Genomic DNA, 22611 nt, shown 5'->3' with positions numbered 1-22611 from the left:
CGCTTCAAGACTCCGCACGCGACGGCTCCGCAGCGAGACTCCGGTCTCAGGGCGCAGCCGCTGCGCTCGCGTTAGCTGCGGCCGCGCTCGCACCGGTCGCGTTCGCGCCGGCCGTGCTCGCACCGGCCGACGGCGACGCGGAAATCGCGCAGGCGGCAGACGCGTTCGTGCTCGCCTTCCGGACTCCGCCCTCGTTCGGCGAGGGCGTGGCCGCCGCCGGAGCCGCCCCGACGCCGCCGGATCGGAGTCGGATCTCGCCCAGCAGGGGCACGCGAGCCTCCGCAGTCCCGATCACCCACTCCGGCCGGACCGGGTCGCTGAGCGGACGGCTGCCGACCTGATCGTACTGGTGGTTGTAGTCGCCCTTCGTGACGAACCCGGCCTGGTCGGCGGGGCAGTTCGACAGCTCCTCGCAGTTGTCCGCCGTCCCGACGTACTCCTCGTCGGCCCGGTCGTACCAGTTCTCGCCCTCCTCGACCCAGAACATGGCGCGGTGGATGATCGGGGTCTCGCGGGCGTTGCCGTCCGGCTGGTAGACGATGACGTCGCCGTACCCCTGGAACGTGCGATAGTCGCTCTCGGCACCGCTCTGGGCGGGGACCACGCCGGTCTCGCCGACGGCGCCGTCGCCGGAGAAGCGCTCTTCCTCCATGACGAACACCAGATCGCCCTTCTGGATGTGGGGCGTCATGCTCGGGCTCTCGATGGCGACCAGCGGGGGCCAGACGCCGCTGACCGCGAACAGGAACGCGCCGACCAGCGCCACGGCCGCGACGCTGCTGACCAGGTCGTAGGCGTACACCTGCCAGTCGACGTCGTCGGCTCGCTCCGCTGGTTCGGCCCGCCGCGGTTCGCCGCCGGCAATCTCCCGGTCGCCGTCGCCGCGAGGCGGTCCCTCGTCGTCCGGCCGTCGAGACGGGTCCCGGGCGCCATCGGTCCGATCGGACTCCCCCCGGCGCGGGTCGTCGCTCATCGATGGCACGTCGGGCGGTAGCTCGTATGAACTTTCTGTCTCACGACGGGGACGCGGCGCTGGGCTTCGTCACCCTCGTCCGTTACGCACGCCCGTGGGTGTAGCTCACATTGACACTCGCTTTTCCGCCGTTCGCTAGCCTTTTGTCGTCGCTTCCCAACTCCAACTCTGTGCCACTGGAGACGCCGGCGCGGATCGTCAGCGAACTCGCGAGCAGGGGGTACAACGCCGAGCGCGAGGCGGTGACGCTGCTTGCGGACGCGCCGGACCCCGACGCGGCCCTGGAGCGCGCACTCGAAACGGCGCCCGACGACGCGCTGAAGCTGTCGGCGGACCACGTCAGAGACGTATTAGAACCCAAACACGACGGGGAACGGTCGCGTTCGGAGCCCGCGGAGTCGGGAGCGGGACCGACCGCGTCGACGCCCGACGAAGACCCCCCCGCTTCAGGTGGAACCCGGGCACCGTCGTCGGCCGACGGCGGCGGGGCTGCTCCAGTTGAAACAGGGGGGTCTTCGACCGGGAGCGACCGCGACGTGAACCTCGAGAAGCGGTCCGTGACGGTCGACAACGACATGACCGGCCGGTCGACGGGCACCGGGGAGTATCGCGACTTCGTCGCCGTGTTCCGGGACCGCTACGAGAAGCTCTCGAAGCAGCTCCGGGGCCGGGTGAACCACCGACCCACCTCCTCGCTGGAGTCGATGGCCGGCGGGGAGGAGGCCGCCGTCGTCGGGATGGTCTCGGACATCCGCACGACGGCCAGCGGCCACTGGCTGATCGAACTGGAGGACACCAACGGGACCTTCCCCGCGCTGGTGATGAAAGACCGGCCGTTCGCGGACCTCGTCCAGGAGCTACTGTACGACGAGGTCATCGCCGTCGAGGGGACGCTGGCCGACGACTCGGGCATCCTCTTCGCCGACTCGATCTACTTCCCCGACGTCCCGCGGACCCACAGCCCCTCGACCGCGGACCGCCACGTCCAGGCCGCGCTCATCTCGGACGTCCACGTCGGCAGCCAGGAGTTCATGGCCGAGGCCTGGCATCGCTTCGCCGACTGGCTCCACACCGAGGAAGCCGAGTCCGTCGAGTACCTCCTGATCGCCGGCGACATGGTCGAGGGCGTCGGCGTCTACCCGGACCAGGACGAGGAGCTCGACGTCGTCGACATATACGAGCAGTACGAGCGCTTCTCGGAGTACCTCAAGGAGGTCCCCGGCGACATGGAGATCCGGATGATCCCCGGCAACCACGACGCCGTCCGCCTCGCGGAGCCCCAGCCCGGGTTCGACGAGGAGCTGCGGTCGATCATGACGGCCCACGACGCCGAGGTCCACTCGAACCCCTCCCTCGTCACGGTCGAGGGCGTCTCCGTCCTGATGTACCACGGCGTCTCGCTGGACGAGGTCATCGCGGAGCTGCCCGACGAGAAGGCCAGCTACGACGAGCCCCACAAGGCGATGTACCAGCTCCTGAAGAAGCGACACGTCGCGCCCCAGTACGGGGGCCACACCCGGCTGGCGCCGGAGGACCGGGACTACCTCGTCATGGAGGAGGTCCCAGACGTGTTCCACACCGGCCACGTCCACAAGCTGGGCTGGGGGAAGTACCACAACGTCCTCGCGATCAACTCCGGGTGCTGGCAGGCCCAGACCGCCTTCCAGGAGAGCGTCAACATCGACCCCGACTCGGGGTACGCGCCGATCCTCGACCTCGACACGCTGGACATGACGGTCCGGAAGTTCTCCTGATCCGGGCCGGTTTCGCCTCCGCGCGCTTTGGTCTGTCTCCGCGCCGAACTCGTTCGGACGGCGGCGGAATACTCGCCGCTATCCGTGACATCGGGCACGGACGGCCGCGTCGCCCGTGTTTAAGGTTCAGGACTTCATGTGTGGGCCCGTACAATGAGCGAGGACCGCGGCTTCGAGACAGACGCCCTGCACGTGGGCCAGGAGGAACCCGAGTCACACGCGAACGCCCGTGCACCGCCCATCTATCAGACGACGTCGTACGTCTTCGACGACGCCGAGGACGCCGCCGCGCAGTTCGCCCTGGAGAAGCCCGGGCACATCTACTCGCGGCTGATGAATCCCACCAACGAGATGCTCCAGGAGCGCATCGCCGCGCTGGAGGGCGGCGTCGGCGCCGTCGCGACGTCGTCGGGGATGGCGGCGCTGAACCTCGCGACGTTCCTGCTGGCCGACGCGGGCGACAACGTGGTCACGGCGTCGTCGCTGTACGGCGGGACCTACACCTACTTCACGCACACGGCCCCGCGCAACGGCGTCGAGGCCCGCTTCGTCGATACCCTCGACTACGAGGCCTACGAGGAGGCCATCGACGACGACACCGCCTACGTCCACTTCGAGACCATCGGCAACCCCGCGCTGGTGACGCCGGACATCGAACGCCTGGCCGACATCGCCCACGACAACGGCGTCCCGCTGTTCGTGGACAACACCTTCGCGACGCCGTACCTCTGCAACCCGCTGGAGCACAGGGCCGACGTCGTGTGGAACTCCACGACCAAGTGGATCCACGGCCACGGCACCACCGTCGGCGGCGTCCTCGTCGACGGGGGTAGTTTCCCGTGGAGCGAGCACGCCGAGGCGTTCCCCGAAATCGCCCGGGAGAACCCGGCCTATCACGGCGTCAACTTCGCCGAGACGTTCGGCGACGCCGCCCTCACCTACGCCGCCATCGCGCGCGGCCTGCGGGACATGGGCAACCAGCAGGCACCCTTCGACGCCTGGACGACGCTCCAGGGTCTGGAGACGCTCCCGGTACGGATGGAGCGCCACTGCGAGAACGCCATGGCCGTCGCCGAGCACCTGCAGGATCACCCCGAGGTCTCCTGGGTCACCTACCCCGGACTGGAAGACCACGAGACCCACGAGGAGGCCAGCGAGTACCTCGACGGCGGCTACGGCGGCATGATCACCTTCGGCCTCGAGGCCGGCTACGACGCCGCCCGGACGACCGTGGAGTCGACCGAAATCGCGTCGCTGCTGGCCAACGTCGGCGACGCGAAGACGCTGATCATCCACCCCGCGTCGACGACCCACCAGCAGCTCACCGACGAGGAGAAGCAGGCCGCCGGCGTCACCGACGACCTGGTCCGCCTGTCGGTCGGGCTGGAGTCGGCCGACGACGTCATCGCCGACCTGGATCAGGCCATCGACGAGGCGACCTGATCCGGGCCGCGCTCACTCGTCGCCGGTCCCGTCGAGCAGCCCGAACGCGCCAACGGAGACCAGCGCAGTCAGGATACCGGGACCGTGCGCCCGGTTGGCCAGCAGCACGACCGACGCGAGGAGGAACGCACCCGCGACGACGACCGCCGCCGCCCGCCGATGCCGTGCGTCGATCTCGATCATAGACGTGGACTCTCCCGAGTCCCCATATGATTTCCGGCCGACGGCGCCGGGACCAGTCAGTCGTCTGCCGTGTCTGACGCACCGCTGTACGGTCGCTGGTACTGGTTCCCGAAGACTCGTAGTGCGACCGGCGACGCAGCCGCTCGAACGCGGAAAAACGTGAAAACAGCCGGGTAGAAGCCGACTTAGGCGCGGACGACGTTCGTCGCGCGCGGACCCTTCGGGGCCTGTTCGATGTCGAATTCGATGCTCTCTCCCTCTTCGAGGTCCGGGCCGCCCACGTCTTCCATGTGGAAGAACACGTCGTCGTCCGCGTCCTCAGTCGAGATGAAACCGTAACCGCCAGTGTCGTTGAAGAAATCAACCTTACCGTTTGCCATTGCAAATTATCAGAGACGCGATAGGGTGATAAGGGTTCCGAGGGTCACGGTACCACGACCACCGACGCCGGGGATTTCGGATAGCTCGGAGAGGCGAGACGACGCTCCAGTGGCGGATCGGGCCGGCGCGTACGTCCCGGCCGGTCGCCGTCTGCCGATCCCGGGCCGGACCGCGAGCTTTTTGCTTGCATCCGACCGTGCTCTACCCGTGTCACGGAACAGCGGGATCGGGCTGCTCGACGGCGTCCGCCAGCCCCGCGGGGTGAAGGCGCTGGTCGGCCTCGGGCTCGCGGCGTCGATCGGCACCTTCGGGTGGGGCCTCGTGTCGCTCGGGCCGGTACCGCTCCTGGCCCTCGGAGCCATCGCACTCTCGATGGGCCACCTGGTCGTCCTGCTCGGTCTGTGGGCGATGGAGTCGTGGGCCCGGACCACGGCGATGGCGCTGTACGCGTTGCTGGCGATCGTCGGGGTCCTCCGCGAGGCGTACCTCCCGGCCGCGGCGCTGGCCGTCGCCGTCGCCTACCTCGCAGCCGCCTCCCGGCGGTTCAGCTGACGGATTCCCGTCCGAGCGCTTTACAGGACGTCCTCTTCCTCGAAGAGTTCGCCCAGCGCCTCCATCGACTCGACGATGGTGTCGCAGGACGGCGCCACGGCCGGCTTCGGGTCGAACCCGACGGCCAGGCCGGCGATCTCCAGCATCGGCAGGTCGTTGGCGCCGTCGCCGACGGCCACGGTGTCGTCCCGGTCCTCGCCGACGACCGCCGTCACGACCTCCAGCGCGTCGTCCTTGGTCCCCTCGATGAGCGGCCCCTCGACCCTGCCGGTGAGCTCGTCACCGTCGACGGGTAGCCGATTCGCCACGATGGCGTCCACCTCGACCCCCTCCGTTTCGAGTGCGCGGGCGACGCCCCGCTCGAACCCGCCCGTGAGAATGCAGACGTACACGCCCGCCTCGCGCAGCGACTCGATGACGTCGGCCGCGCCCGGTCGCAGCGCGACCTGATCGAAGGCCGCCGCCGCCTCCTCGTCCGGCAGCCCCTCCAGCAGCGCGCAGCGCTGGCGCAGGCTCTCCGCGTAGGCGATCTCGTCGTTCATCGCCCGCTCGGTGATCTCGGCCATGTCGTCGGCCGTTCCGTTGCGCTCCCCCAGCAGGACCGTCATCTCCGAGTCTGAGAGCGTCCCGTCGAAGTCGAACGCGACTAGCATTGCCGACCTCTTTCGCGCGCGGGGTTTCAAACTCCCCGGTTTCCGTTCGCGTGTCGCCTCACTCCGTTCGGCTTCCGCTCGCTCGGTCTGAGATTCCGCCCTTCGGTCGGAATCTCGTGCTCAGTAGACTGTAACGGTCCGCCCCCCGTCGACCAGAACGTGGTGGGCCCCGTACTCGAAGGCGACGGCCGCCTCGCCGCCGGACTCGATCAGGGATTCGAGCGCGTCCGGGTCGACGGCGGAGTACAGCGGCGGGAGGTCGGTCGCGTCCCTCCCGGTGGCGTCGCAGACGGCGGCAAGGACAGCGTCGACCAGCGGTTCGTCGTCCCCCTGCCGGTATTCGAGCGTCGCGTCGCCTGATAGCAGTGCCTCGGCAGCGATGGTCCGGCTCCCGTCTGTCATGTTCGCCTGCGGGTCTAGGTCCGCGAGCGTCTTGGTCGGCGTGTGGGAATGCTACCGGCCTTTTCAGTCCCCGCGCATCACCGACGGTGCCGTCGAACAGCGGGCCGACGGCCTCCCGGCCCCTCTGTGGCTCACGATCCCGACCCCTCGTCGTGGACGAGGGTGCTCGCGAGGAGGTTCCGGTGGCCGCGCCGGAGGCGCGCGGACGCGGCGTTCCGAGAGATGTCCAGGTCGTCGGCGACGTCGGCCAGCGTCGTCGCCCGCGGGACCTCGAAGTATCCGGCGTGGTAGGCGGTCACCAGCGCCTCCTGCTGGTCGTCGGTGACGCCGTACTGACCCCGCTCCTGTGGGTTCTCCGGGTGGTAGACCCGCTCCAGCCGGATGTCGAAGCGTGTTCCAGGCAGTAGTCGTGGAACGCCGAGAGCGCCGCCTGGTCCGGGAAGAGGACCTTCAGCTCCCACTCGCCGCCGTCGTCGTTGACGGCCTCGAGGATGGTGGCCTCGGCGTCGGCGACGGCGGTCAGGAGGCTGGGCGCCGCCTGGTTCCAGGTCACGCGGTAGAACCGCTCGCCCTCGTCGGTGGTCTCCAGCGGGTCGACTTCGCGGGTCTCCGAGTCGGCCGACAGCGCGGACTCGAAGTCGCCGAGTCGGTCGCCGAACGCCCAGAAGTACGGCGTCACGTCGGCGGTCCCCGCGACGACGCGCTTGATTTCGACGCGGACGCTCGACTCGGCCGTCAGCGCCTCCGCGAGGACGAACTCGTCGGCCGGAGTGATGAGATCCACGAGGACTGCCATGGGTTCGATCCTTGCGCCAGCGCCCGCAAGAACCTAGTCACCACGTCGAGCCGGATCGACCCGAGATCGTCACCGCCTTCTCATCACTCGAGGTCGCGTACAGGTCACATTTGGCCGTCCTGACGCGGCCGGCTCAGGGCCGCGGCGGCTCGCCGTCGTAGCCGCCCACGTCCTGATAGAAGTTCAGCATCGCGAACTTGAGCTTCTCGGGGTCGACGTCGATCATCTCGCGCCGTTCCTCCGGCGGGAACGTCCCACGGACGGCGTAGTCGCGCATCTCCATCTCGGCGGCCTCGGTGTAGCGCTTGTCCAGCAGGATCCGGGCGCCGAAGTCCTCGGGCGAGCGGACGACCCGACCGAGCGCCTGTCGGGTCTTGCGCACCGTGGGAATCTCGACGGCGTAGCGCCAGCCGGCCTCCTCGTCGCCGCCGAAGGCGGTCGCGTAGGCCTCCTGAACCGCCTCCATGCGGTCGTCGAGGTGAGGGTAGGGGACGCCGGCGACCACCACGGTCCGGGCGTCGTCGCCGTCGTAGCTGACGCCCTCCGCGAGGGTGCCCCACAGCGAGGTGAAGAGGACGGCGTCGTCGTCGGCGACGAACTCCCGGCGGAGGTCGCGGGCCTGGGTCCCGGGCTCGTCGAGGTAGGTCGTGGCGTCCGTCGAGACCCGCTCGTGGTAGCGCTCGGCCTCGGCGTAGCTGGGGAAGAAGGCGAGCGTGTTCCCGGGCGTCATCCGGGCGGCGTCCTCGAGCACGCCGGCGACGACGTCCTGCGTCTGGGGATCGTCGCGCTCGCTGGCGAACAGCGCGGGGCCGTCGACGGCGTAGGTGCGACGGCGCTCGTCGGGGAACTGCGGCCCGTAGGCCATCGTCTCCGCGTCCGCCAGGCCGAGGACGTCCTCGGTCACGTCGAAGGGGCGCAGGGTGGCGCTCATCAGCACGGCCGCGTGGAGGTCCTCGAACAGGTCGCTGGTCACGTTCGACGGGATGCAGGTGTACAGCTCGGCGCGGCCGTACACGTCGCCGTCCCCCTCGTCTGCGCGGCGGACGCTGACGACGGGATACTGTCCCAGGTCGTCGCTCTCCGCCAGCCAGTCCGAGACGAACTGGGCGGCCTGCAGCGTCTGGCACTCCTGTCGGGTGTCCGTCTCGCCGTTCTTGAACGCCTCCTCGTACTGCTCGTCGAGTTCCCGCCCCAGTTTCAGCGCGTGGTCGAGTTCCTCGTGGAAGCCCGGGCCCGTGTACTCCCGGAGGAAGGCGAGCGTCAGGTCGTCGCGGCCGTCCTCGTTGGCGATGGCGAGGTCCTCCCAGTGCTCGCCGACCTGTTCCCGTTCTCCAAATGCGAACGCCTCGTCGTAGGCGGTCCGCAGCGCCGAGAGGAAGGTCGCGATCACGTTGTGCGCGGCGTCGGCGCGGGCGTCGTCGGTCTCGGCCAGCTCGTCGACGGCGCTCTCGAGCGTGGTCTCGGTCAGCGTCCGCCGGGCGTGGTCGCGGGCGGCCGACTCGACGTTGTGGGCCTCGTCGAAGACGGCGACGACGTCCTCCGGGTCCCGGCCGAGCCAGCGGAAGAACTGCTCGCGGATGGTCGGATCGAGCAGGTGGTGGTAGTTGCAGACGACGAGGTCGACGCCCTCGATGCCCTCCTTGAGGAGCTCGTAGCCGCAGAGCTCGCGCTCGTGAGCGTACTCGTAGATGTCGTCCGGGCGGCGGACGTCGTCGAACAGCCACGAGTAGAACTCCGTCGTGTCGGTCGTGAGGTTGCGGTAGTAGTGGTCGCAGACCGACTGCTCCTCGCGGATCTCGGCGACGTCGTCCTCCAGGTCGCGGAGCTCGTCCATCACGGCGTTGCGGGCCTCGACGGCGTCCGCGTCGCCGTCCTGGGCCTGGTCGAGGAGGTCGCCCTGCTGGCGCTCGAGGTCGGCCACGTCCTGCTCCTTGTCGACGAGGTCGCGGGTGGTGTCCCGCAGCGCCTGGCACTCCTCGTAGTCGACGTCGATGTGGCACATCGAGCCCTTGCCCCGGAAGACGACGGCCCGGATGCGTTCCTGCTCGGTGATCGCGCGGGCGTCCTCGACGAACTGGCGCATCTGCTGGTGGACGTTCGTCGTGATGACGACCGTCTTGTCCGTCTCGCGGGCGTACTCCAGGGCCGGCACCAGCGCGGCCAGCGTCTTGCCCGTCCCGCAGGCCCCCTCGAAGAGCACGTCGCGCTCCTCGGCCAGCGCCTCGCGAATCGTCCCCATCGCCTCGTGCTGGTGGTCGTAGGGCTCCTCGTAGGGGAAAAACCGCATGTAGTCGTCGGTCGTCGCCACGAGGGACTCTTTGTCCGTTCTGGCTCAAAAGGGTTCGCACGTAGCGGCTACGACGCTACCCACGGGAGCCGGTCGCCGGCTCGTCCTCCGGTTCGATGTACACCTTGACGACGCCCTGCCCGGCTTCCTTCAGCGTCGCCTCCATCGACGTGATCAGGTCGTCGATCTCGGCGGTCTCCATGTCGGGATCGAAGGCGACATCGGCCGTGACGAGGACCTCGCCCGGGCCGAAGTACACCGTCCGGAAGCCGACGATGTCGACGACGCCGTCGAACGACAGTATCGAACCGCGAAGCTCCCCCTCGACGTCCTTCGGCAGGCTCTCGCCGAGGATCAGGCGCTTGTTCTCCCAGGCCAGCGCCAGGGCGAAGCCCATCAGCATGAGCCCGATCAGGACCGCCGACAGCCGGTCGAAGAAGGGGCTACCGGTCAGCTGTTCGAGGGTGATCCCGACCAGCGCGATGACGATGCCCGCCAGCGCGATGGTGTCCTCGGTCAGCGCCGTCAGCGTCGTCACGTCGCTGGTCTTCCGGAACGCCTCCCGGTACCCGGACCAGTCGTTCTCCCCGATCTGGGCGACCATTCCCGCGCGGGCCTTATACAGCGCCCACGTCTCGAAGCCGAACGCGCCGAGCAGCACGACGTAGTTGACCGTCACCGGGTCCAGCCACGCCGGGGGCGTGTAGGTGATCCACAGGAACTCGACGGCCTCGCCGGCGTGACCGCCGCCCCCGTGGCCGCCGCTGGTGAGCTGGGTCCAGCCGTGCTTGAGGCTCTCCCAGCCCGCGATGCCGAACAGGAACACGGACACGAGGAAGCTGTAGAAGAACTCCGCCTTGCCGTACCCGAAGGGGTGGCGCCGGTCGCGCTCGCGGCCGCTGAAGCGGAGGCCGATCAGGAGGAACACCTGGTTCCCGGTGTCGGAGATGCTGTGATACGTCTCCGACAGCATCGCGGCGCTCCCGGTCAGGAGGAAGCCGATAAACTTCAGTATCGCGATGGCGCCGTTCGCGATCAGCGCCGCCATGACGACCGCCTTGCTTTCAGCCATCGTCCATAGCTCTCCCGGGCGGTCCTAAGGGTTTCTGACTTATATCCGCGCCGACAATCGGGGGGTATGCTCGCGATCGTCTCCGACACGCACGGGACCGACGACCCGCGCCTCGAGGGGCGCACGCTGGAGGCCGTCGACGGCGCCGAGCGCGTCGTCCACGCCGGCGACTTCACCACGCCCGCGGTGTACGACGCGTTCGACGACCGCGCCGCGCGGCTCACGGCCGTCCACGGCAACAACGACCGGCCCGAACTGGTCGACCGACTCCCCGACGTCGCCGCGTTCGACTGGCGGGGCCACCGGTTCGTCGTCGCGCACGGCCACGAGCACACGGAGACGGCGCTGTCGATGCTCGCGAGACAGGAGGACGCCGACGTGGTCGTGGTCGGTCACTCCCATCGACCGGCGGTGACGGAGTTCGGCGACGGACTGCTGATCAATCCCGGCAGTCACGCAGATCCGCGCCAGTACTCGCCGGCGCATGCAGAAGTGAAAATGGACGACAGGGGGGAAGAGATGCGCGTCACGCTGCGTCGGCCCGACGGGGCGACGGTGTCGGAGGTGTGCCGGTAGGCCCGCATCGGAGGCGGTGGGGGAGTGCCAGTCTGGTCGCGTGCGGTCACCGGTGCACCGGGCCGCCGCGTTTCCCCCTACGACCCTCCGATAAAAATACCCGCCGATAACTCAAACGACTGTTTTACACTCCCGTGAACGCGAGTCCCGTCCCTGAAACCGCCATTTCACTGATGCCGGTTCACACGCGCTGCCGCGTCACTGGTCGGCGTACCACAGCGCGAACAGGGCTGCCAGGACGACCGCGCCGCCAGCGAAGAAGAGCAGTCCCGGCGGCAGGCCGCCGGCGACGGCCGCTTCGCCCGCGCTCTGGGCGGTGCTCCCGCCGTCGGCGACGGCCGCCGTAGCGACGTCGGTCGACTGCGAGTACGGGCTGCTCGGATCCGCCGCGTAGCTGGTGCTGGGGCCGCTTCCGCCGGCGCTGCCGCTCCGGACGTCCGGGCCGAGCAGCGACGCGATCCCCTCGCCGAGCGCCTGCTGGACGACGACGCTCAGGACGGCGAGCACGCCGACGCCGCCGAGGAGGCTCGTCAGCGCGCTGCGCACGCCGGAGGTGTCCTGCTCGTCGCCCGCGCAGATGACCAGCGGCTGGTCGGCCGGCGCGTAGACGTCCATCTCCCTCCCCTTCTCGGAGTAGGCGGTGTCGACCACTGCCACGGCCCCGGCGGCCTCGAGTTTGTCCAGGTGGTACTGCGCGTTCTGTAGCGACGTGTCGACCCGGTCGGCTAGCTCGCCCGGCGGCGCCGGCTCCTCGTGGAGTTCGGCGAGCAGCTTCCGGGCCGTCTCCGCCGACAGCGCCGACAGCACCTCGTCGGCGTCGTCGCTGTCGACGGGGATCACCCGCGGATCCGCGTCGGGGGACGCCGGGTCCCGGGAGGGCAGCAGTGACATGATCGTTTCGTATGTACTACGACCGTATGACCCTTTAGTGTTGCTCAAAGAGTGATTTCACCCACACTCCGCTGCGCGCGCTGGCGACGCTCGCGGCAGCGAGCGCGGTCCACGCTCGAAACGACTTTCCCGGGCGCCGACGAAGCGCTGCCCATGCCCGACCTCATCACCTACGGCATCCTCGCCGCCCTCCTCGCGCTGGTATTCTTCCTCTACCTGATGGTCCGGCGCACGGTCAAGGGGTTCAAGCAGGGCGTCGAGGACAGCCGGCGGAAATAGCAGCTAGCGCCGGTCGCGATCGGATACGCTTCCGGCTTCGCCGCAGGACCAACCGTTTTTGCGCGCCCCGTCCGAGTATCCGGTATGGACCCGCGCATCCGCGAGCACGCAGAGATCGTCGTCGACCACTCCGTCGACCTCCAGCCCGGCGACGACGTCGTCGTCCGTGCTCCCCCCGTCGCCGAGGACCTCGTCGTCGCGCTGCACGAACTGATCGGCGACGTCGGGGCGAACCCGCACGCGGTCATGGCCAGCGACCGTGCGGGCAGGGCGTACCTGCGCGCGCACGACGGCGACTTCGAGACGCCCGACCACGAACTGGCCCTGATCGAGGAGTCCGACGCGTTCATCGCGATCCGGGCGAACGACAACGTCACGGAGACCAGCGACGTCGCTCCCGAGACCAACGCCGCCCGCTCGCAGGCCCACCAGCCCATCCTCGACGAGCGGCTCTCCAAGCGCTGGTGTCTCACCCAGCACCCCGCGCCGGCCAACGCCCAGCTGGCCGAACTCTCCACGGAGGCCTACGAGGAGTTCGTCTACGAGGCCGTCAACAAGGACTGGGACGCCGTCCGGCAGCACCAGGCCCAGATGGTCGAGATCATGGACCCCGCCGACGAGGTCCGCATCGTCTCCGGCGACACCACCGACGTCACCATGAGCGTCGCCGGCAATCCGACGCTGAACGACTACGGCGAGCACAACATGCCCGGCGGCGAGGTGTTCACCGCGCCCGTCCCCGACAGCGTCGAGGGCGAGGTCCTGTTCGACAAGCCGCTCTACCACCAGGGCCGCGAGGTACTCGACGTCTACCTGGCGTTCGAGGACGGCGAGGTCGTCGACCACGCCGCCGAGAAGAACGAGGACGTCCTCACGGAGGTCCTGAACACCGACGACGGCGCCCGCCGGCTGGGCGAGCTGGGCATCGGCATGAACCGCGACATCGACCGGTTCACCTACAACATGCTGTTCGACGAGAAGATGGGCGACACCGTCCACATGGCCGTCGGCCGCGCCTACGAGGCCACCGTCGGCGAGGACAACGAGCAGAACCAGTCCGCCGTCCACGTGGACATGATCGTCGACATGAGCGAGGACTCCTACATCGAGGTCGACGGCGAGGTCGTCCAGCGGGACGGGACGTTCCGGTTCGAGGACGGCTTCGAAGAGTAGATAACGGCGGATTAGCGGCTTTCGCAACTGGCGCTGGATTCGGTAATCGGCCGTTACCGTCGTTCTTGTGGCCGATTCTCGGTGTGGGTGTATTTCTCAGGCGTCAACTACACACTCCCGGAGCCCGTGGTCACGCTATGGTCGGGCAGGCCGAACTCGCGCTGCGCGTCGGGGCTGCCGTGTTCGTCATCGTCGCGCCCACGCTGCTCTTCCTGGGCCTCTGGCGCGGCCTCGACGCCCTGCGCGACGACGAACTCGTCGAGATGGCCCGTGAGCAGGGCTATCTGGAGTCCTCGCCCAGCCCCACCGACGTGACCGCCGATCTACTCCCGACTGACCCGGGAACTGACACCGTCGTCTGCGAGACCTGCGGGACCGACAACCTCGCGGAAGCGAAGTACTGCCAGGGGTGTCTGCGGGAGTTGCCGGGCGAGAGTTAGCGACGCACTCGCGGCCAGTCGACAGCTGCGGTCAGTTTCCGCCATCTCCGATATTTTGGGCGCATGTGGCATTAAATACCATTAGATACCATTTAATACCATCTCTGGATATCGACGGCTGTAACCACGAGAGGGATTAAGAACGCCGTCTGTCTGACGGAATTTGCCCTGGAAATTACCGGGCGGAGAGCCAATGTATCAGTACACGCCGAGCGACATAGACCGGACCAGAGCGGATTACCAGGCGAAACAGCAGGGAGCGGACGACGTCGACAGCAAGCGCGTCGGCAACCTCGGAGAGGTCGCTTTCGAGCAGTTCTGTCGGGAGTACCTGCCGACGGAGATGTGGGAGTGGCAGAACGAGGACGCCATCCGTCGGTGTAACCGAGTGAGCGTAACGTGTTTCGGAGGGTGTCGTAGCAGCTATCCCAACTCTCGCGACGGACAGAGGCGTGTTTCACCGGACCGACGCGGGTATTATCCGGCACCGAACTGGCGGAGAGGGTGATCAGGGCGATCTTCGGATTCTCGTAGGACGGTTTCGTAGTGCCACCGGACGGACGGTCACCACCGACGAGTTCCCGGAGCCACGCTTTCATTTGGGCAAAGTAGCGGCGTTGGTACGAAGCAAACCAGCGTGTCTTAGCCTCTATCGACCATTCTTCGTATTCGGGATCAGACTGCTTCCCGCATTCGAGATTGACTGTCGTTCGCCGCGTATCTTCGTGATCTTCGAGAAGCTGCTCCAGGGCTTCGCCCCACGTCATCGGGCGGCGTTCGACAAGTTCCTGGCCAGACGGAGCGTCTTCCCACTCGTTGATCCGTTCGGTCTGCCACGATTCATAGCGTTCGTGGCAATAGTCGCGACGGAGGGAAGCACCGTGATCACTCGTCAGTTGGAGGTTGGCCCGATCGGGATAGGTCTCGTAGAACTCTGCAATCCGTTCGGATGGAGTGGGTAACTCGCGATCCTGATTCGCTTGGTTACCAGGTTCTGAGCAGTTTACAGAGTTGTTCAGGTTGGTGTGCCGAGAGCCGCCGGAGGTGGGTTCGTCGGTCGACAAGGTTAGAAATCAAAAAAGTCCGCGTCCTCGTGCTGTCGACCGCTACCGCCCGCACGGTCCTGCTCGCTCCGCTGCGCGGGCTGTCGCGCTGAAGAGGGGGGCCTTCGCTCCGCTCGGCCCCGTGCGCTCGGTCGTCGTCGGTCGCCCCCCATGTGAGGGGGGCATCCCTCCTCGACCTCGCTCGTGGTGTGAGGTTCATCTAAGCGTACGGCGAGGTGAGGGTAGCAGTCCCAGCAGACATCTGCCTCCGAGGCGTCGGAGTCGATCTTGTTGATGCAGTTGTACCCGCAGTAGCGGCAGGTGTACTCGCGATACTGAGACCAGTTGGGGGACGACTGTCTCACGACAGGTCACCCCCGTTCAGGTGATCGACGAGCTGGGAAGCGCGGACGAACTCGTTTCGGGGAAACGGCCAGTCCTCGGGGGACGCTCGCTTAGACACGGCGACCACCCCCGAGAACAATGAAATTCGAGGGACGGCGCCGGGGGCCGTTTAGCAGGTGAACGGGATCAGGATTCTGAGATTGAGCTGAAATCTCAGAGTCGGCAGTAGACGCTCTACTCCGGCTTAGATCGAAAAGTGCAGGTAGAAGGTCAGAGACGACAGTTCTGTGACGGGCACGGTGGGATTCGAACCCACGACCGTCGGATGTCTTCCCCCGACACGAGCGTCCCGGGGATAGAAGTCCGACGCTCTATCCGGACTGAGCTACGTGCCCTCACGACTCGCTTGCGCCGGGTCTCTCAAAAACTGCCCGGAATCAGGCGTCCGGGTCGACGTCCTCCTCGGCCTCGTCGGGGTGGATGCCGATGGCGTCGGCGGTCTGGACGGCGGCGAGGCCGTCGATCTCGCAGACTGCCCCTACAGCCTCCTGCTTGACGCTGACCTCCAAGTCGCCGAACTGGAGGCGGCGTTCGACCGCAGCGCCGGCATCCTCGGCCGCGGCGGCGACGGCGTCCGGATCGGCGTCGTCGTCGGTTTCCAGCACGAGCACGACGGTCTCGCCGGGGACGGGGTCCTCGCGGACGCTCTGGACGGCCCTGGAGACGTACATCGAGCGAGGTCAGGAGCCCCGGCCGCTTGACGGTGCCGGATCGGTCTGGAAGCGGGTCTCGGCGATGGCGAAGGCGAGCGTGCTGCCCAGGCCGAGCAGCGTGCCGCCGGTCAGCGCCAGCGCGAGGTAGGAGATGCCGACCTCGCCGAGGAAGTAGCCGCTGACGGCCCGGAGGACGACGGCGATGGCGAGCACGTAGAAGGGGGCGTTGAGGTAGCGCCACCGGAAGCTGTCGGCGAGGTATTCGTCGGTGACGCGGCCGAAGCTGGAGGTGACGCCGGCGGCGGCGAACCACTGGATCGAGCCGTAGACCAGCGCGGCGAGCACCTCCAGCGCGGAGGCGGTCGGGAACTGGGTCAGCGTCTGCGCGCCGCTGACGCCGCCGATGACCAGCAGCGCGGCGGCGACGACGTAGGTGATGATCGTCACGCGGCCGGCGTACAGCCCGGAGCGGAGCCGCTCGACGGTGCCGTCCAGCGCCTCCTCGGCCCCCAGCCCGCGCGCGAGGACGTACAGGCCCAGCAGGCCGGAGATGAGTCCCAGCGACGACCCCGGTAGCTCGAGTGCGTCCGCGAGGATGGCCAGCGGGTAGATCAGCAGGAGGATCCCGAGGGGAACGAGGATCGTCCCGCGGGTCTCGGGGTCGTCGAGCACCTGCTTGAAGGTGTAGTACATCGACTCCAGGTCCTGAGCCTGGCGGACGACGACGCGGCGGACGCCGTCGATGTGGATCCGCGAGCGAATGACGGGCACGACGGACTCGTCTTGCGCGCCGTCGGTGACCAGCAGCGCGCGGACGTCCTCGCCGGTGGCCAGCGACGCCAGGACGGTGTCGACCTCCTCCCCGACCGCCCGGTTGGCCGCGACGTCGCCGGCCTCGGTCCCGGTCACGGCGGCGACTTCCACGGCCTCGTCGGTGATGGAGTCGTGGATGTGGATCCCCTCGAAGAGGACGTTGACGTCGGAGTCCTCCGGGTCCGCGGTGGCGAGCGCGACGGCGGCCTCCTCGACGGCCTCGCGACCGATCACCGGCGTGTCGAAGCCGGTCTTGCGGCCGAGGTCGTCGTCGAGGTCGACACACAGCACCAGCAGCATCGTTCGACGTTTCACGACGGGCCCGTATAATGCCTTCCGCCACGCTCCGGGGGATGCGCAGCGGAGGGCTTCCTGGCCGTTCCCATCGCTCGACAGCGAACTACCGAGCCACTCACAGAACAGCAACGCCGGTGACCACGAAGCGGGCACCGCCGTCGACGCCCTCGCGGACCGCCACGTCCCACTCGTGTGCGTCGGCGATGGCCTCCACGATGGCGAGGCCGAGTCCGGTGCCGTCCGTCCGGGAGGTGTAGCCGTGCTCGAACACCCGTTCACGTTCCTCTGGGGGGATGCCCGGGCCGTCGTCCTCGACGTAGAACCCGTCGTCGAGGCCCTCGACGCGGACGGTCACTGGATCCTCGTCCTTCGGGCCGTACTCGACCGCGTCCTCGCGAGACGAAGTCGAGCGAGGGCTTGTCGAACCGTGTTCGACAGCGTTCCGCAGGAGGTTCTCCAGTAGCTGCTGGAGCCGCGACCGGTCCGCGGCGACGGTATGCTCGCAGTCCACCTCGATCGCGGCCTCGGGGGCGTCGACCGCGGCCCAGGCGTCGTCGACGACGGTGCCGAGCCGCACGGGCGTCTGGCGCTCGACGACCTGCCCCTCCCGGGCGAGGGTGAGGAGGTCGTCGATGAGCCGCTCCATGCGGTCGTTGGCGCCCTGGACGGCCTCGAGGTGCTTGCGGATGCGCTCGTCGTCGGTGTCGGCGAGGGCTGCCTCCACCCGTCCCCGGGCCACCTGAAGGGGGTTGCGGAGGTCGTGAGAGACGACGCTGGCGAACCGCTCGAGCTGCTCGTTCTGGTGGCGCAGGCGGCGCTCGCGGCGCTTGCGCTCGGTGATGTCGGTGTAGATGCCGTGCCCCTCGATCCGGCCGTCCCCGCGGGTGACGACCACCGGCCGAAACAGGAGGGTCCGGCGGTCCCCGTCGGCGGTGAGGCGCTCCACCTCGACGCCGCCGTCGGGATCCGAGCGGAGCCACTGATCGACGGCGTCCCGGCGGCGGTCCTCGGGGACGATCAGTTCGGTCAGGGGCTCGCCGACGGCCTCCGGGCCGTAGCCGAACGTTTCCTCGAAGGCGGGGTTGACGGCGGTGACGATGGGCTCGGCGGACTCGAAGGCGACCGTCACCACGGGATCGGTGATCTCGTCGAGCAGGGCGTCGAAGCGGCGTCGGGCCTGCAGGCGGACGCGCACCTCGTTGGCCACGAGGCGGACGTAGCCGTCCCCAGAGTGCTGGATGGTGTCGCAGACGTCGTCGATCTCGCCGTCGGTGTAGGTGCCGCCGGGATCGATGCCGAGGTCGTCGGCCGCCTCGGTGATCAGCCGGTCGGCCTTCTCGACGCCGACGGTCTGGCTGAACGCGGCGACGAGGTCGTCGTGGTCCATCACTTCGGAAGCAGTAGTGCGACGGTCGTGTTGTTGTGGAAGCCGCTGAACTCGCCCGGTCCCATACACGTCTCGCCGTAGGTCTCGAACCCGGAGAACGGCAGGTCGAGCTTGTCGTCGAGGGCGGCCACGGCCCGCGGGAACTCGTCGCCGAGGACGATGCCCCGGCAGGCGCAGTCGTAGATGAACCCGCCGGCCATCTCGGTGTCGCCGGCGGCCCGGAGCGCCCGTCGGGCGGTCGCCCGCGCGGACTCGATCTGCTCGTCTGCGGTGCCGTGCATCACCCGGAGGACAGTCCCCTCGGGGACGTCGACGGCGAAGTGGAGCGTGTCGCCGGTCTCTGCCTCGATCCACGGCCAGCGCATCTTGTACCGTTCGCCCTGGTCGATGCCGAACTCGTACTCGCAGAGGATCCGCTGGAGCAACTTGTCGTCGGCGTCCAGGCCGTCGACGTCGACGCCGAACTCCTCGCGGACGGACTCCCTGACGGCGTCTTTCCACACCTGGAACGCCGGCCGGCCGTCGAGTTCGTGGACCCGGCGCTCGTCGGCGCTGGTGACCTCCACCGGCTCGGAGAGCGGTTCGTGGCCGTGGGCGACGGAGACGACGGGCCGCTCCTCGCCGGCGATCAGGGCGACGACGACGGCGTCCTCGAGGACACGGTCCCCGTGGAACACGTGAGTCGACTGCATGAGGTGGTCGTCGGCGGCGGCCCCGCCCGCGACGGTCACCTCGGGGCCGAGCTTCTGCTGGCAGACGATGGCCAGCTCCTCGCCGACGCTGGACAGCCCGTCGTGGAGCGTGATCGCCGAGCGATAGGGGTAGCCCTCGACGTCGGCGGGGAGGTCGGCGACGGCCTCACGGACCGCTCGCCGGACGTTGTCGCTCAGGCCGACGCCGGAGCCGGTGTACACGGTCAGCGTGTCGCTGGCGACGGCGGCGACGGCGACGGCGCCCTCCTCGACGCTGTCCTCCGTGAACGTCTCGGCGGCCGAACAGCCGATCAGGTCCGCGTCCGCTCCGACGACGTCCCTGACGGCCTCGACGACCCGCTCGTAGTCGTAGTCGACAGAGCAGAACACCTGGCAGAAGTCGACGCAATCTCCCGGGAGTTCGGCCACGGCCTCCGACGCGGCCCGCTCGCCGGCCTGCGATCCGTCGTCGGCCGCGGCCTGCGCCGTCCCGATGGCGGTATCCATACGGGTGACACGTCCGTACACGAACAAATATTTACGGTAATTTAGTTGACGAACGAACTGTAACAACCGACTCGGGAACGCACGACTTTTGCCGCTGGGGCGGGAATCCCGGGTACCGAATGATCTCCGAGGGCTGCGAGCAGTGCGCGAAAGGCGGCAAGATGGTGCTCTTCGTCTACGGGTACTGCGACCAGCGGGACTGCTTCTACTGCCCCCTCGGGGAGAACCGCAAGAACGTCGACCAGGTGTACGCCAACGAGCGCCCCGTCGAGTCCGACGAGGACGTCGTCGCCGAGGCCGAGCTGATGGACGCGCTGGGGACTTCCATCACCGGCGGCGAACCCCAGGAGGCCCTCGACCGGACCTGTCACTACCTCGAACTCCTCAAGGACGAGTTCGGCGAGGACCACCACACGCACCTCTACACGGGTATCACCGGCGGTCGGGAGAACATGCGCCGCCTCAGCGAGGCCGGCCTCGACGAGATTCGCTTCCACCCGCCCGTGGAGCAGTGGGGCGCCCTCCACGGTACCGAGTGGGAGGAGATCCTCTATATCGCCCGCGAGGAGGGCCTGACGCCGGCTTTCGAGATCCCCGGCATCCGCGCAGAGGAGGAGTTTCTCGACTTCCTCGACGAGGGCGCCGCCGACTTCTGCAACATCAACGAGTTCGAGATGTCCGACGGCAACTACCGCCGGATGCAGGAGGAGGGCTTCGAGCTCAAGGACGACCACATGAGCGCCGTCGAGGGCAGCCACGAGATCCTGGAGACGATGGGCGACCACGAGAAGGTCTACTTCTGCACCTCCGTCTTCAAGGACGCCGCCCAGCACCGCTCGCGCCTGAAGCGGATGGCCCGGACGATCCGCCGGGAGTTCGACGAGGTCACCGACGACGGTACGCTCGTCTACGGCAAGGCATGGGTCTCCGAGGCTCGCCTGCGGGAACTGGGCGTCCCCGAGGAGTTCTACGCCGTCAAGTCCGACCACGTCGAACTCGCCTGGTGGCTCTTAGAGGAGATGGTCGAGGAGGGCGACGTCGAGAAAGGCGAAATCGTCGAGCAGTACCCGACCTACGACGGGACGGTCGTCGAGCGCACGCCGCTGTCGGCCGGTCCGGGTGCCGGGTCCGGGCAGTCGGCGGCCGGGGACTGAGCGTCCGCGCGAACGGAGTGAGCGCGGTTCGCCGCGACGAGCGAAGCGAGTCGCGGACTTTTTAGCGTAGATTTTTGCCCGAGGGTTCCCGCAGCGAGCGGAGCGAGCGAGGAAACCCGACGGGGAAAAAGGTACGCGTGACGCCGCTGTCGGCCAGTCCGGGTGCCGGGTCCGGGCAGTCGGCGGCCGGGGACTAACGCTTCTCTCGCTTCCCGCACGTCTGCCGCAGCGGTCGCTCAAATCGCCGTCGAACCCACGAGAACAGTGATTACAACTGGGTCTGTGGTGGACGACACATGGACTTCGAGTTCGACAGCGGCAAACTCCTCTACGCGATCGGCGTAGCGCTGGCCATTGCCTCGCTCGTCTACTTCATGCGCGACCTGGTGTTCGGGCTGTCGATCACCGTCAAGGCCGCCCTGCTCTTTCTCGCGTTCGTCGCCTTCTTCGCCGTCGGCGTGGCGACCGAGCGGGACGTCCTCGACGCCGTCGCCTTCGCCCTCTCCGGCGGGGCCTACCTCGTCGGCCTCGGGTACGTCGTCAGCAACTACCCGATCGAGGACACGGGCACGTTCCTGTTGCTGGCGGTCTCCGCGGCGCTGTTCGTCGGGCTCGGCTACCTCCTGCGCGAGCGCGGGTTCGCCCTGCCGGTCCGGACCGCGGCGTCGGTCGTCGCCGTCCTAGCCGTCGTGGGCGTCGCCCTCGTCGGCGCCGACGCCGTCGGCGGCGGCGTGACCTACGACCTGGAGACCAACGAGTCGGTCACGGTCGAGCCGCCGACCGGGGAGTACCCGGACAACCACGTCCCGGGCGTCGAGAAGCGGGTCGGGACGCTCACGGCGACCAACGAGTTCGTCTTCCGCCGCGCGCTCGATCCGCCCCAGGTGGTGGCCTGTGTCGTCGACGGCGACGGCGTCGTCCAGCGCCACGCGGGCGTCTCACTCAGCACGCCGGGCGAGCGGTACGGCTATCCCCAGAGCATCGGCGGCGGCGGAACGGTCCCGATGCACCTCACGCTCCACCTCGACCGCGACCGGAACCAGACCGCGCCCGTGACTTACGCCGTCGAGCGGGCCGGGGAGTGCCCGACCGACGTCGACGAACCCACCGTGGCCATCGTCGTCGACCCGGACGAGCGGGGCGGGACGTACGGCCGGCCGGTGTGATCGCCCTCCCGGCTGACGTCGAGGGCAGCGACGCGCGAACGCGCCGTCGGACGGTGACGCAACTGTTTTAGCGCCGGGTCCGTTAGCGAGATTCATGGCTGACTGTCCACTCGCGGACGAGTGCCCCGAATTCACCGAGCGGATCGAGGGCATGGGCTGCACCCACTACGGCGACCGGGGTGGCAAGGAGTGGTGCAAGCACTACAACCAGCCCATCGAGGACCTCAAGAGCCAGCCGGTCAAGCCCGGCGAGGAGGTCGTCGTCGAGGTCGAGGACATCCACGAGAGCGGCGCCGGCGTCGGTCGGACGGGCGACGGGTTCATCATCATGGTGGACGGCGTCCTCCCGCCGGCGAAGGCCCGCGTGAAGGTGACGAAGGTGCGGTCCAACCACGCCCGCGCTGAGGAGCTGGAGCGCCTGGAACTCGACGAGGACGAGGGCGAGGGCGCCGACGCCGACGAGGCAGACGCCGACGCCGACGAGGAGGGCGACGCGTCCGCCGGAGCGGACGGCGAACCCGAGCGCCAGCGCCTCGGCAGCCGCGACAACTTCTGGGGCTGAGCCCGCCCCGCGGCCCGCGAGTGGACACGCCGTTTTTTCACCGCGTTCGACGCCGTATCGGCGAGCTTTTGCTGCCG

General features: G+C 68.4%; 24 protein-coding genes, 1 tRNA gene and 1 pseudogene. 11 read left to right on the top strand and 15 right to left on the bottom strand.

Annotated elements, in window-relative coordinates; all coding sequences use genetic code 11:
- Window positions 1–46: 46 nt before the first annotated feature.
- A complete protein-coding gene (locus LCY71_RS07915; RefSeq protein WP_225335820.1) occupies window positions 47–973 on the bottom strand; it encodes a S26 family signal peptidase in 927 nt (308 codons plus the stop codon).
- Window positions 974–1143: 170 nt separating this feature from the next.
- Here LCY71_RS07915 and LCY71_RS07910 point away from each other — a divergent pair, with 170 nt between their 5' ends.
- Together LCY71_RS07910 and LCY71_RS07905 are read left to right on the top strand one after the other, a co-directional pair.
- Window positions 1144–2727, top strand: a complete 1584-nt coding sequence (locus LCY71_RS07910; protein ID WP_225335819.1) for a DNA-directed DNA polymerase II small subunit — start codon at window positions 1144–1146, stop codon at window positions 2725–2727.
- 153 nt (window positions 2728–2880) lie between these two features.
- Window positions 2881–4170, top strand: a complete 1290-nt coding sequence (locus LCY71_RS07905) for an O-acetylhomoserine aminocarboxypropyltransferase/cysteine synthase family protein (protein WP_225335818.1) — start codon at window positions 2881–2883, stop codon at window positions 4168–4170.
- Window positions 4171–4182: 12 nt separating this feature from the next.
- Here the strand turns inward: LCY71_RS07905 and LCY71_RS07900 are convergent, their stop codons facing one another.
- Window positions 4183–4353, bottom strand: coding sequence for a hypothetical protein (locus LCY71_RS07900; protein WP_225335817.1), 171 nt, complete (start codon window positions 4351–4353; stop codon window positions 4183–4185).
- 185 nt (window positions 4354–4538) lie between these two features.
- Window positions 4539–4733, bottom strand: a complete 195-nt coding sequence (locus LCY71_RS07895; protein ID WP_225335816.1) for a cold-shock protein — start codon at window positions 4731–4733, stop codon at window positions 4539–4541.
- 208 nt (window positions 4734–4941) lie between these two features.
- Here LCY71_RS07895 and LCY71_RS07890 point away from each other — a divergent pair, with 208 nt between their 5' ends.
- Window positions 4942–5286: a hypothetical protein gene (locus tag LCY71_RS07890; protein WP_225335815.1), complete on the top strand. Its 345-nt coding sequence runs from the start codon at window positions 4942–4944 to the stop codon at window positions 5284–5286.
- 20 nt (window positions 5287–5306) lie between these two features.
- Here the strand turns inward: LCY71_RS07890 and serB are convergent, their stop codons facing one another.
- From serB to LCY71_RS07860, 6 genes are all read right to left on the bottom strand, one after another.
- Window positions 5307–5969, bottom strand: a complete 663-nt coding sequence (gene serB, locus LCY71_RS07885) for a phosphoserine phosphatase SerB (RefSeq protein WP_263654246.1) — start codon at window positions 5967–5969, stop codon at window positions 5307–5309.
- Between the two features lie 90 nt (window positions 5970–6059).
- Complete coding sequence (locus LCY71_RS07880) at window positions 6060–6341, bottom strand: HalOD1 output domain-containing protein (protein ID WP_225335813.1); 282 nt, start codon at window positions 6339–6341, stop codon at window positions 6060–6062.
- Between the two features lie 131 nt (window positions 6342–6472).
- Window positions 6473–6640 carry a helix-turn-helix domain-containing protein gene (locus LCY71_RS07875; protein ID WP_263654245.1) on the bottom strand — a complete coding sequence of 56 codons (168 nt, stop codon included), beginning with the start codon at window positions 6638–6640 and terminating at the stop codon, window positions 6473–6475.
- Window positions 6637–7137, bottom strand: a complete 501-nt coding sequence (locus LCY71_RS07870) for a bacterio-opsin activator domain-containing protein (protein ID WP_225335812.1) — start codon at window positions 7135–7137, stop codon at window positions 6637–6639. Before LCY71_RS07870 ends, LCY71_RS07875 begins: the two co-directional genes overlap by 4 nt.
- A gap of 133 nt (window positions 7138–7270) precedes the next feature.
- Entirely contained in the window at window positions 7271–9445 is a 2175-nt protein-coding gene (locus tag LCY71_RS07865) for an ATP-dependent DNA helicase (RefSeq protein ID WP_225335811.1), read from the bottom strand.
- Window positions 9446–9500: 55 nt separating this feature from the next.
- Window positions 9501–10496: a cation diffusion facilitator family transporter gene (locus tag LCY71_RS07860; protein WP_225335810.1), complete on the bottom strand. Its 996-nt coding sequence runs from the start codon at window positions 10494–10496 to the stop codon at window positions 9501–9503.
- A 66-nt stretch (window positions 10497–10562) separates the two neighbouring features.
- Here LCY71_RS07860 and LCY71_RS07855 point away from each other — a divergent pair, with 66 nt between their 5' ends.
- The gene (locus LCY71_RS07855; RefSeq protein ID WP_225335809.1) at window positions 10563–11072 is read left to right on the top strand and encodes a metallophosphoesterase; all 510 of its coding nucleotides are present in this window, start codon (window positions 10563–10565) and stop codon (window positions 11070–11072) included.
- A gap of 198 nt (window positions 11073–11270) precedes the next feature.
- On the opposite strand, the gene LCY71_RS07850 is transcribed toward LCY71_RS07855, so the two are convergent.
- Complete coding sequence (locus LCY71_RS07850) at window positions 11271–11963, bottom strand: ArsR/SmtB family transcription factor (protein ID WP_225335808.1); 693 nt, start codon at window positions 11961–11963, stop codon at window positions 11271–11273.
- 153 nt (window positions 11964–12116) lie between these two features.
- Between LCY71_RS07850 and LCY71_RS21405 the strand changes: the two genes are divergently transcribed.
- From LCY71_RS21405 to LCY71_RS21680, 4 genes and pseudogenes are all read left to right on the top strand, one after another.
- Window positions 12117–12242, top strand: coding sequence for a DUF7859 family protein (locus tag LCY71_RS21405; RefSeq protein WP_263654244.1), 126 nt, complete (start codon window positions 12117–12119; stop codon window positions 12240–12242).
- Between the two features lie 84 nt (window positions 12243–12326).
- Window positions 12327–13415, top strand: coding sequence for an aminopeptidase (locus tag LCY71_RS07845; protein WP_225335807.1), 1089 nt, complete (start codon window positions 12327–12329; stop codon window positions 13413–13415).
- Window positions 13416–13552: 137 nt separating this feature from the next.
- Entirely contained in the window at window positions 13553–13855 is a 303-nt protein-coding gene (locus LCY71_RS07840) for a DUF7577 domain-containing protein (protein WP_225335806.1), read from the top strand.
- Between the two features lie 193 nt (window positions 13856–14048).
- Window positions 14049–14249, top strand: a pseudogene (locus tag LCY71_RS21680) (DUF7961 domain-containing protein); the annotation flags it as partial.
- Window positions 14250–15534: 1285 nt separating this feature from the next.
- Here LCY71_RS21680 and LCY71_RS07830 read toward each other — a convergent pair.
- The 5 genes from LCY71_RS07830 to LCY71_RS07810 form a co-directional block, all read right to left on the bottom strand.
- Window positions 15535–15638 (bottom strand) — tRNA-Arg (locus LCY71_RS07830).
- A gap of 42 nt (window positions 15639–15680) precedes the next feature.
- Window positions 15681–15974, bottom strand: a complete 294-nt coding sequence (locus tag LCY71_RS07825; RefSeq protein ID WP_225335804.1) for a hypothetical protein — start codon at window positions 15972–15974, stop codon at window positions 15681–15683.
- Window positions 15975–15983: 9 nt separating this feature from the next.
- A complete protein-coding gene (locus tag LCY71_RS07820) occupies window positions 15984–17069 on the bottom strand; it encodes a DUF373 family protein (protein ID WP_225335803.1) in 1086 nt (361 codons plus the stop codon).
- 112 nt (window positions 17070–17181) lie between these two features.
- Window positions 17182–18453, bottom strand: coding sequence for a PAS domain-containing sensor histidine kinase (locus LCY71_RS07815; protein WP_225335802.1), 1272 nt, complete (start codon window positions 18451–18453; stop codon window positions 17182–17184).
- Window positions 18453–19652 (bottom strand): FIST signal transduction protein, encoded by a 1200-nt coding sequence (locus tag LCY71_RS07810; RefSeq protein ID WP_225335801.1) that lies wholly within the window; start codon window positions 19650–19652, stop codon window positions 18453–18455. Before LCY71_RS07810 ends, LCY71_RS07815 begins: the two co-directional genes overlap by 1 nt.
- 119 nt (window positions 19653–19771) lie before the next feature.
- On the opposite strand from LCY71_RS07810, the gene LCY71_RS07805 reads away from it, so the two are divergent.
- From LCY71_RS07805 to LCY71_RS07795, 3 genes are all read left to right on the top strand, one after another.
- A complete protein-coding gene (locus tag LCY71_RS07805; protein WP_225335800.1) occupies window positions 19772–20806 on the top strand; it encodes a radical SAM protein in 1035 nt (344 codons plus the stop codon).
- A 296-nt stretch (window positions 20807–21102) separates the two neighbouring features.
- Window positions 21103–21972: an aluminum activated malate transporter family protein gene (locus LCY71_RS07800; protein WP_225335799.1), complete on the top strand. Its 870-nt coding sequence runs from the start codon at window positions 21103–21105 to the stop codon at window positions 21970–21972.
- 94 nt (window positions 21973–22066) lie between these two features.
- Window positions 22067–22534: a TRAM domain-containing protein gene (locus LCY71_RS07795; RefSeq protein WP_225335798.1), complete on the top strand. Its 468-nt coding sequence runs from the start codon at window positions 22067–22069 to the stop codon at window positions 22532–22534.
- Window positions 22535–22611 lie beyond the last annotated feature (77 nt).

The sequence above is a fragment of the Halomicrobium urmianum genome (assembly GCF_020217425.1).
In the GTDB taxonomy this organism is placed as follows: Archaea; Halobacteriota; Halobacteria; order Halobacteriales; family Haloarculaceae; genus Halomicrobium; species Halomicrobium urmianum.
The sequence above is the reverse complement of the archived record's forward strand: the minus strand, read 5'-3'. Positions and strand labels throughout refer to the sequence as shown.

Bases quoted from the DNA above. Each gene is read 5' to 3' on its own strand.
- LCY71_RS07915 (WP_225335820.1), bottom strand. From the start codon at position 973: ATGAGCGACGACCCGCGCCGGGGGGAGTCCGATCGGACCGATGGCGCC.
- LCY71_RS07905 (WP_225335818.1), top strand. From the start codon at position 2,881: ATGAGCGAGGACCGCGGCTTCGAGACAGACGCCCTGCACGTGGGCCAG.
- LCY71_RS07900 (WP_225335817.1), bottom strand. From the start codon at position 4,353: ATGATCGAGATCGACGCACGGCATCGGCGGGCGGCGGCGGTCGTCGTC.
- LCY71_RS07895 (WP_225335816.1), bottom strand. From the start codon at position 4,733: ATGGCAAACGGTAAGGTTGATTTCTTCAACGACACTGGCGGTTACGGT.
- LCY71_RS07880 (WP_225335813.1), bottom strand. From the start codon at position 6,341: ATGACAGACGGGAGCCGGACCATCGCTGCCGAGGCACTGCTATCAGGC.
- LCY71_RS07870 (WP_225335812.1), bottom strand. From the start codon at position 7,137: ATGGCAGTCCTCGTGGATCTCATCACTCCGGCCGACGAGTTCGTCCTC.
- LCY71_RS07860 (WP_225335810.1), bottom strand. From the start codon at position 10,496: ATGGCTGAAAGCAAGGCGGTCGTCATGGCGGCGCTGATCGCGAACGGC.
- LCY71_RS07855 (WP_225335809.1), top strand. From the start codon at position 10,563: ATGCTCGCGATCGTCTCCGACACGCACGGGACCGACGACCCGCGCCTC.
- LCY71_RS07850 (WP_225335808.1), bottom strand. From the start codon at position 11,963: ATGTCACTGCTGCCCTCCCGGGACCCGGCGTCCCCCGACGCGGATCCG.
- LCY71_RS21405 (WP_263654244.1), top strand. From the start codon at position 12,117: ATGCCCGACCTCATCACCTACGGCATCCTCGCCGCCCTCCTCGCGCTG.
- LCY71_RS07845 (WP_225335807.1), top strand. From the start codon at position 12,327: ATGGACCCGCGCATCCGCGAGCACGCAGAGATCGTCGTCGACCACTCC.
- LCY71_RS07840 (WP_225335806.1), top strand. From the start codon at position 13,553: ATGGTCGGGCAGGCCGAACTCGCGCTGCGCGTCGGGGCTGCCGTGTTC.
- LCY71_RS07825 (WP_225335804.1), bottom strand. From the start codon at position 15,974: ATGTACGTCTCCAGGGCCGTCCAGAGCGTCCGCGAGGACCCCGTCCCC.
- LCY71_RS07820 (WP_225335803.1), bottom strand. From the start codon at position 17,069: ATGCTGCTGGTGCTGTGTGTCGACCTCGACGACGACCTCGGCCGCAAG.
- LCY71_RS07815 (WP_225335802.1), bottom strand. From the start codon at position 18,453: ATGGACCACGACGACCTCGTCGCCGCGTTCAGCCAGACCGTCGGCGTC.
- LCY71_RS07810 (WP_225335801.1), bottom strand. From the start codon at position 19,652: ATGGATACCGCCATCGGGACGGCGCAGGCCGCGGCCGACGACGGATCG.
- LCY71_RS07805 (WP_225335800.1), top strand. From the start codon at position 19,772: ATGATCTCCGAGGGCTGCGAGCAGTGCGCGAAAGGCGGCAAGATGGTG.
- LCY71_RS07800 (WP_225335799.1), top strand. From the start codon at position 21,103: ATGGACTTCGAGTTCGACAGCGGCAAACTCCTCTACGCGATCGGCGTA.
- LCY71_RS07795 (WP_225335798.1), top strand. From the start codon at position 22,067: ATGGCTGACTGTCCACTCGCGGACGAGTGCCCCGAATTCACCGAGCGG.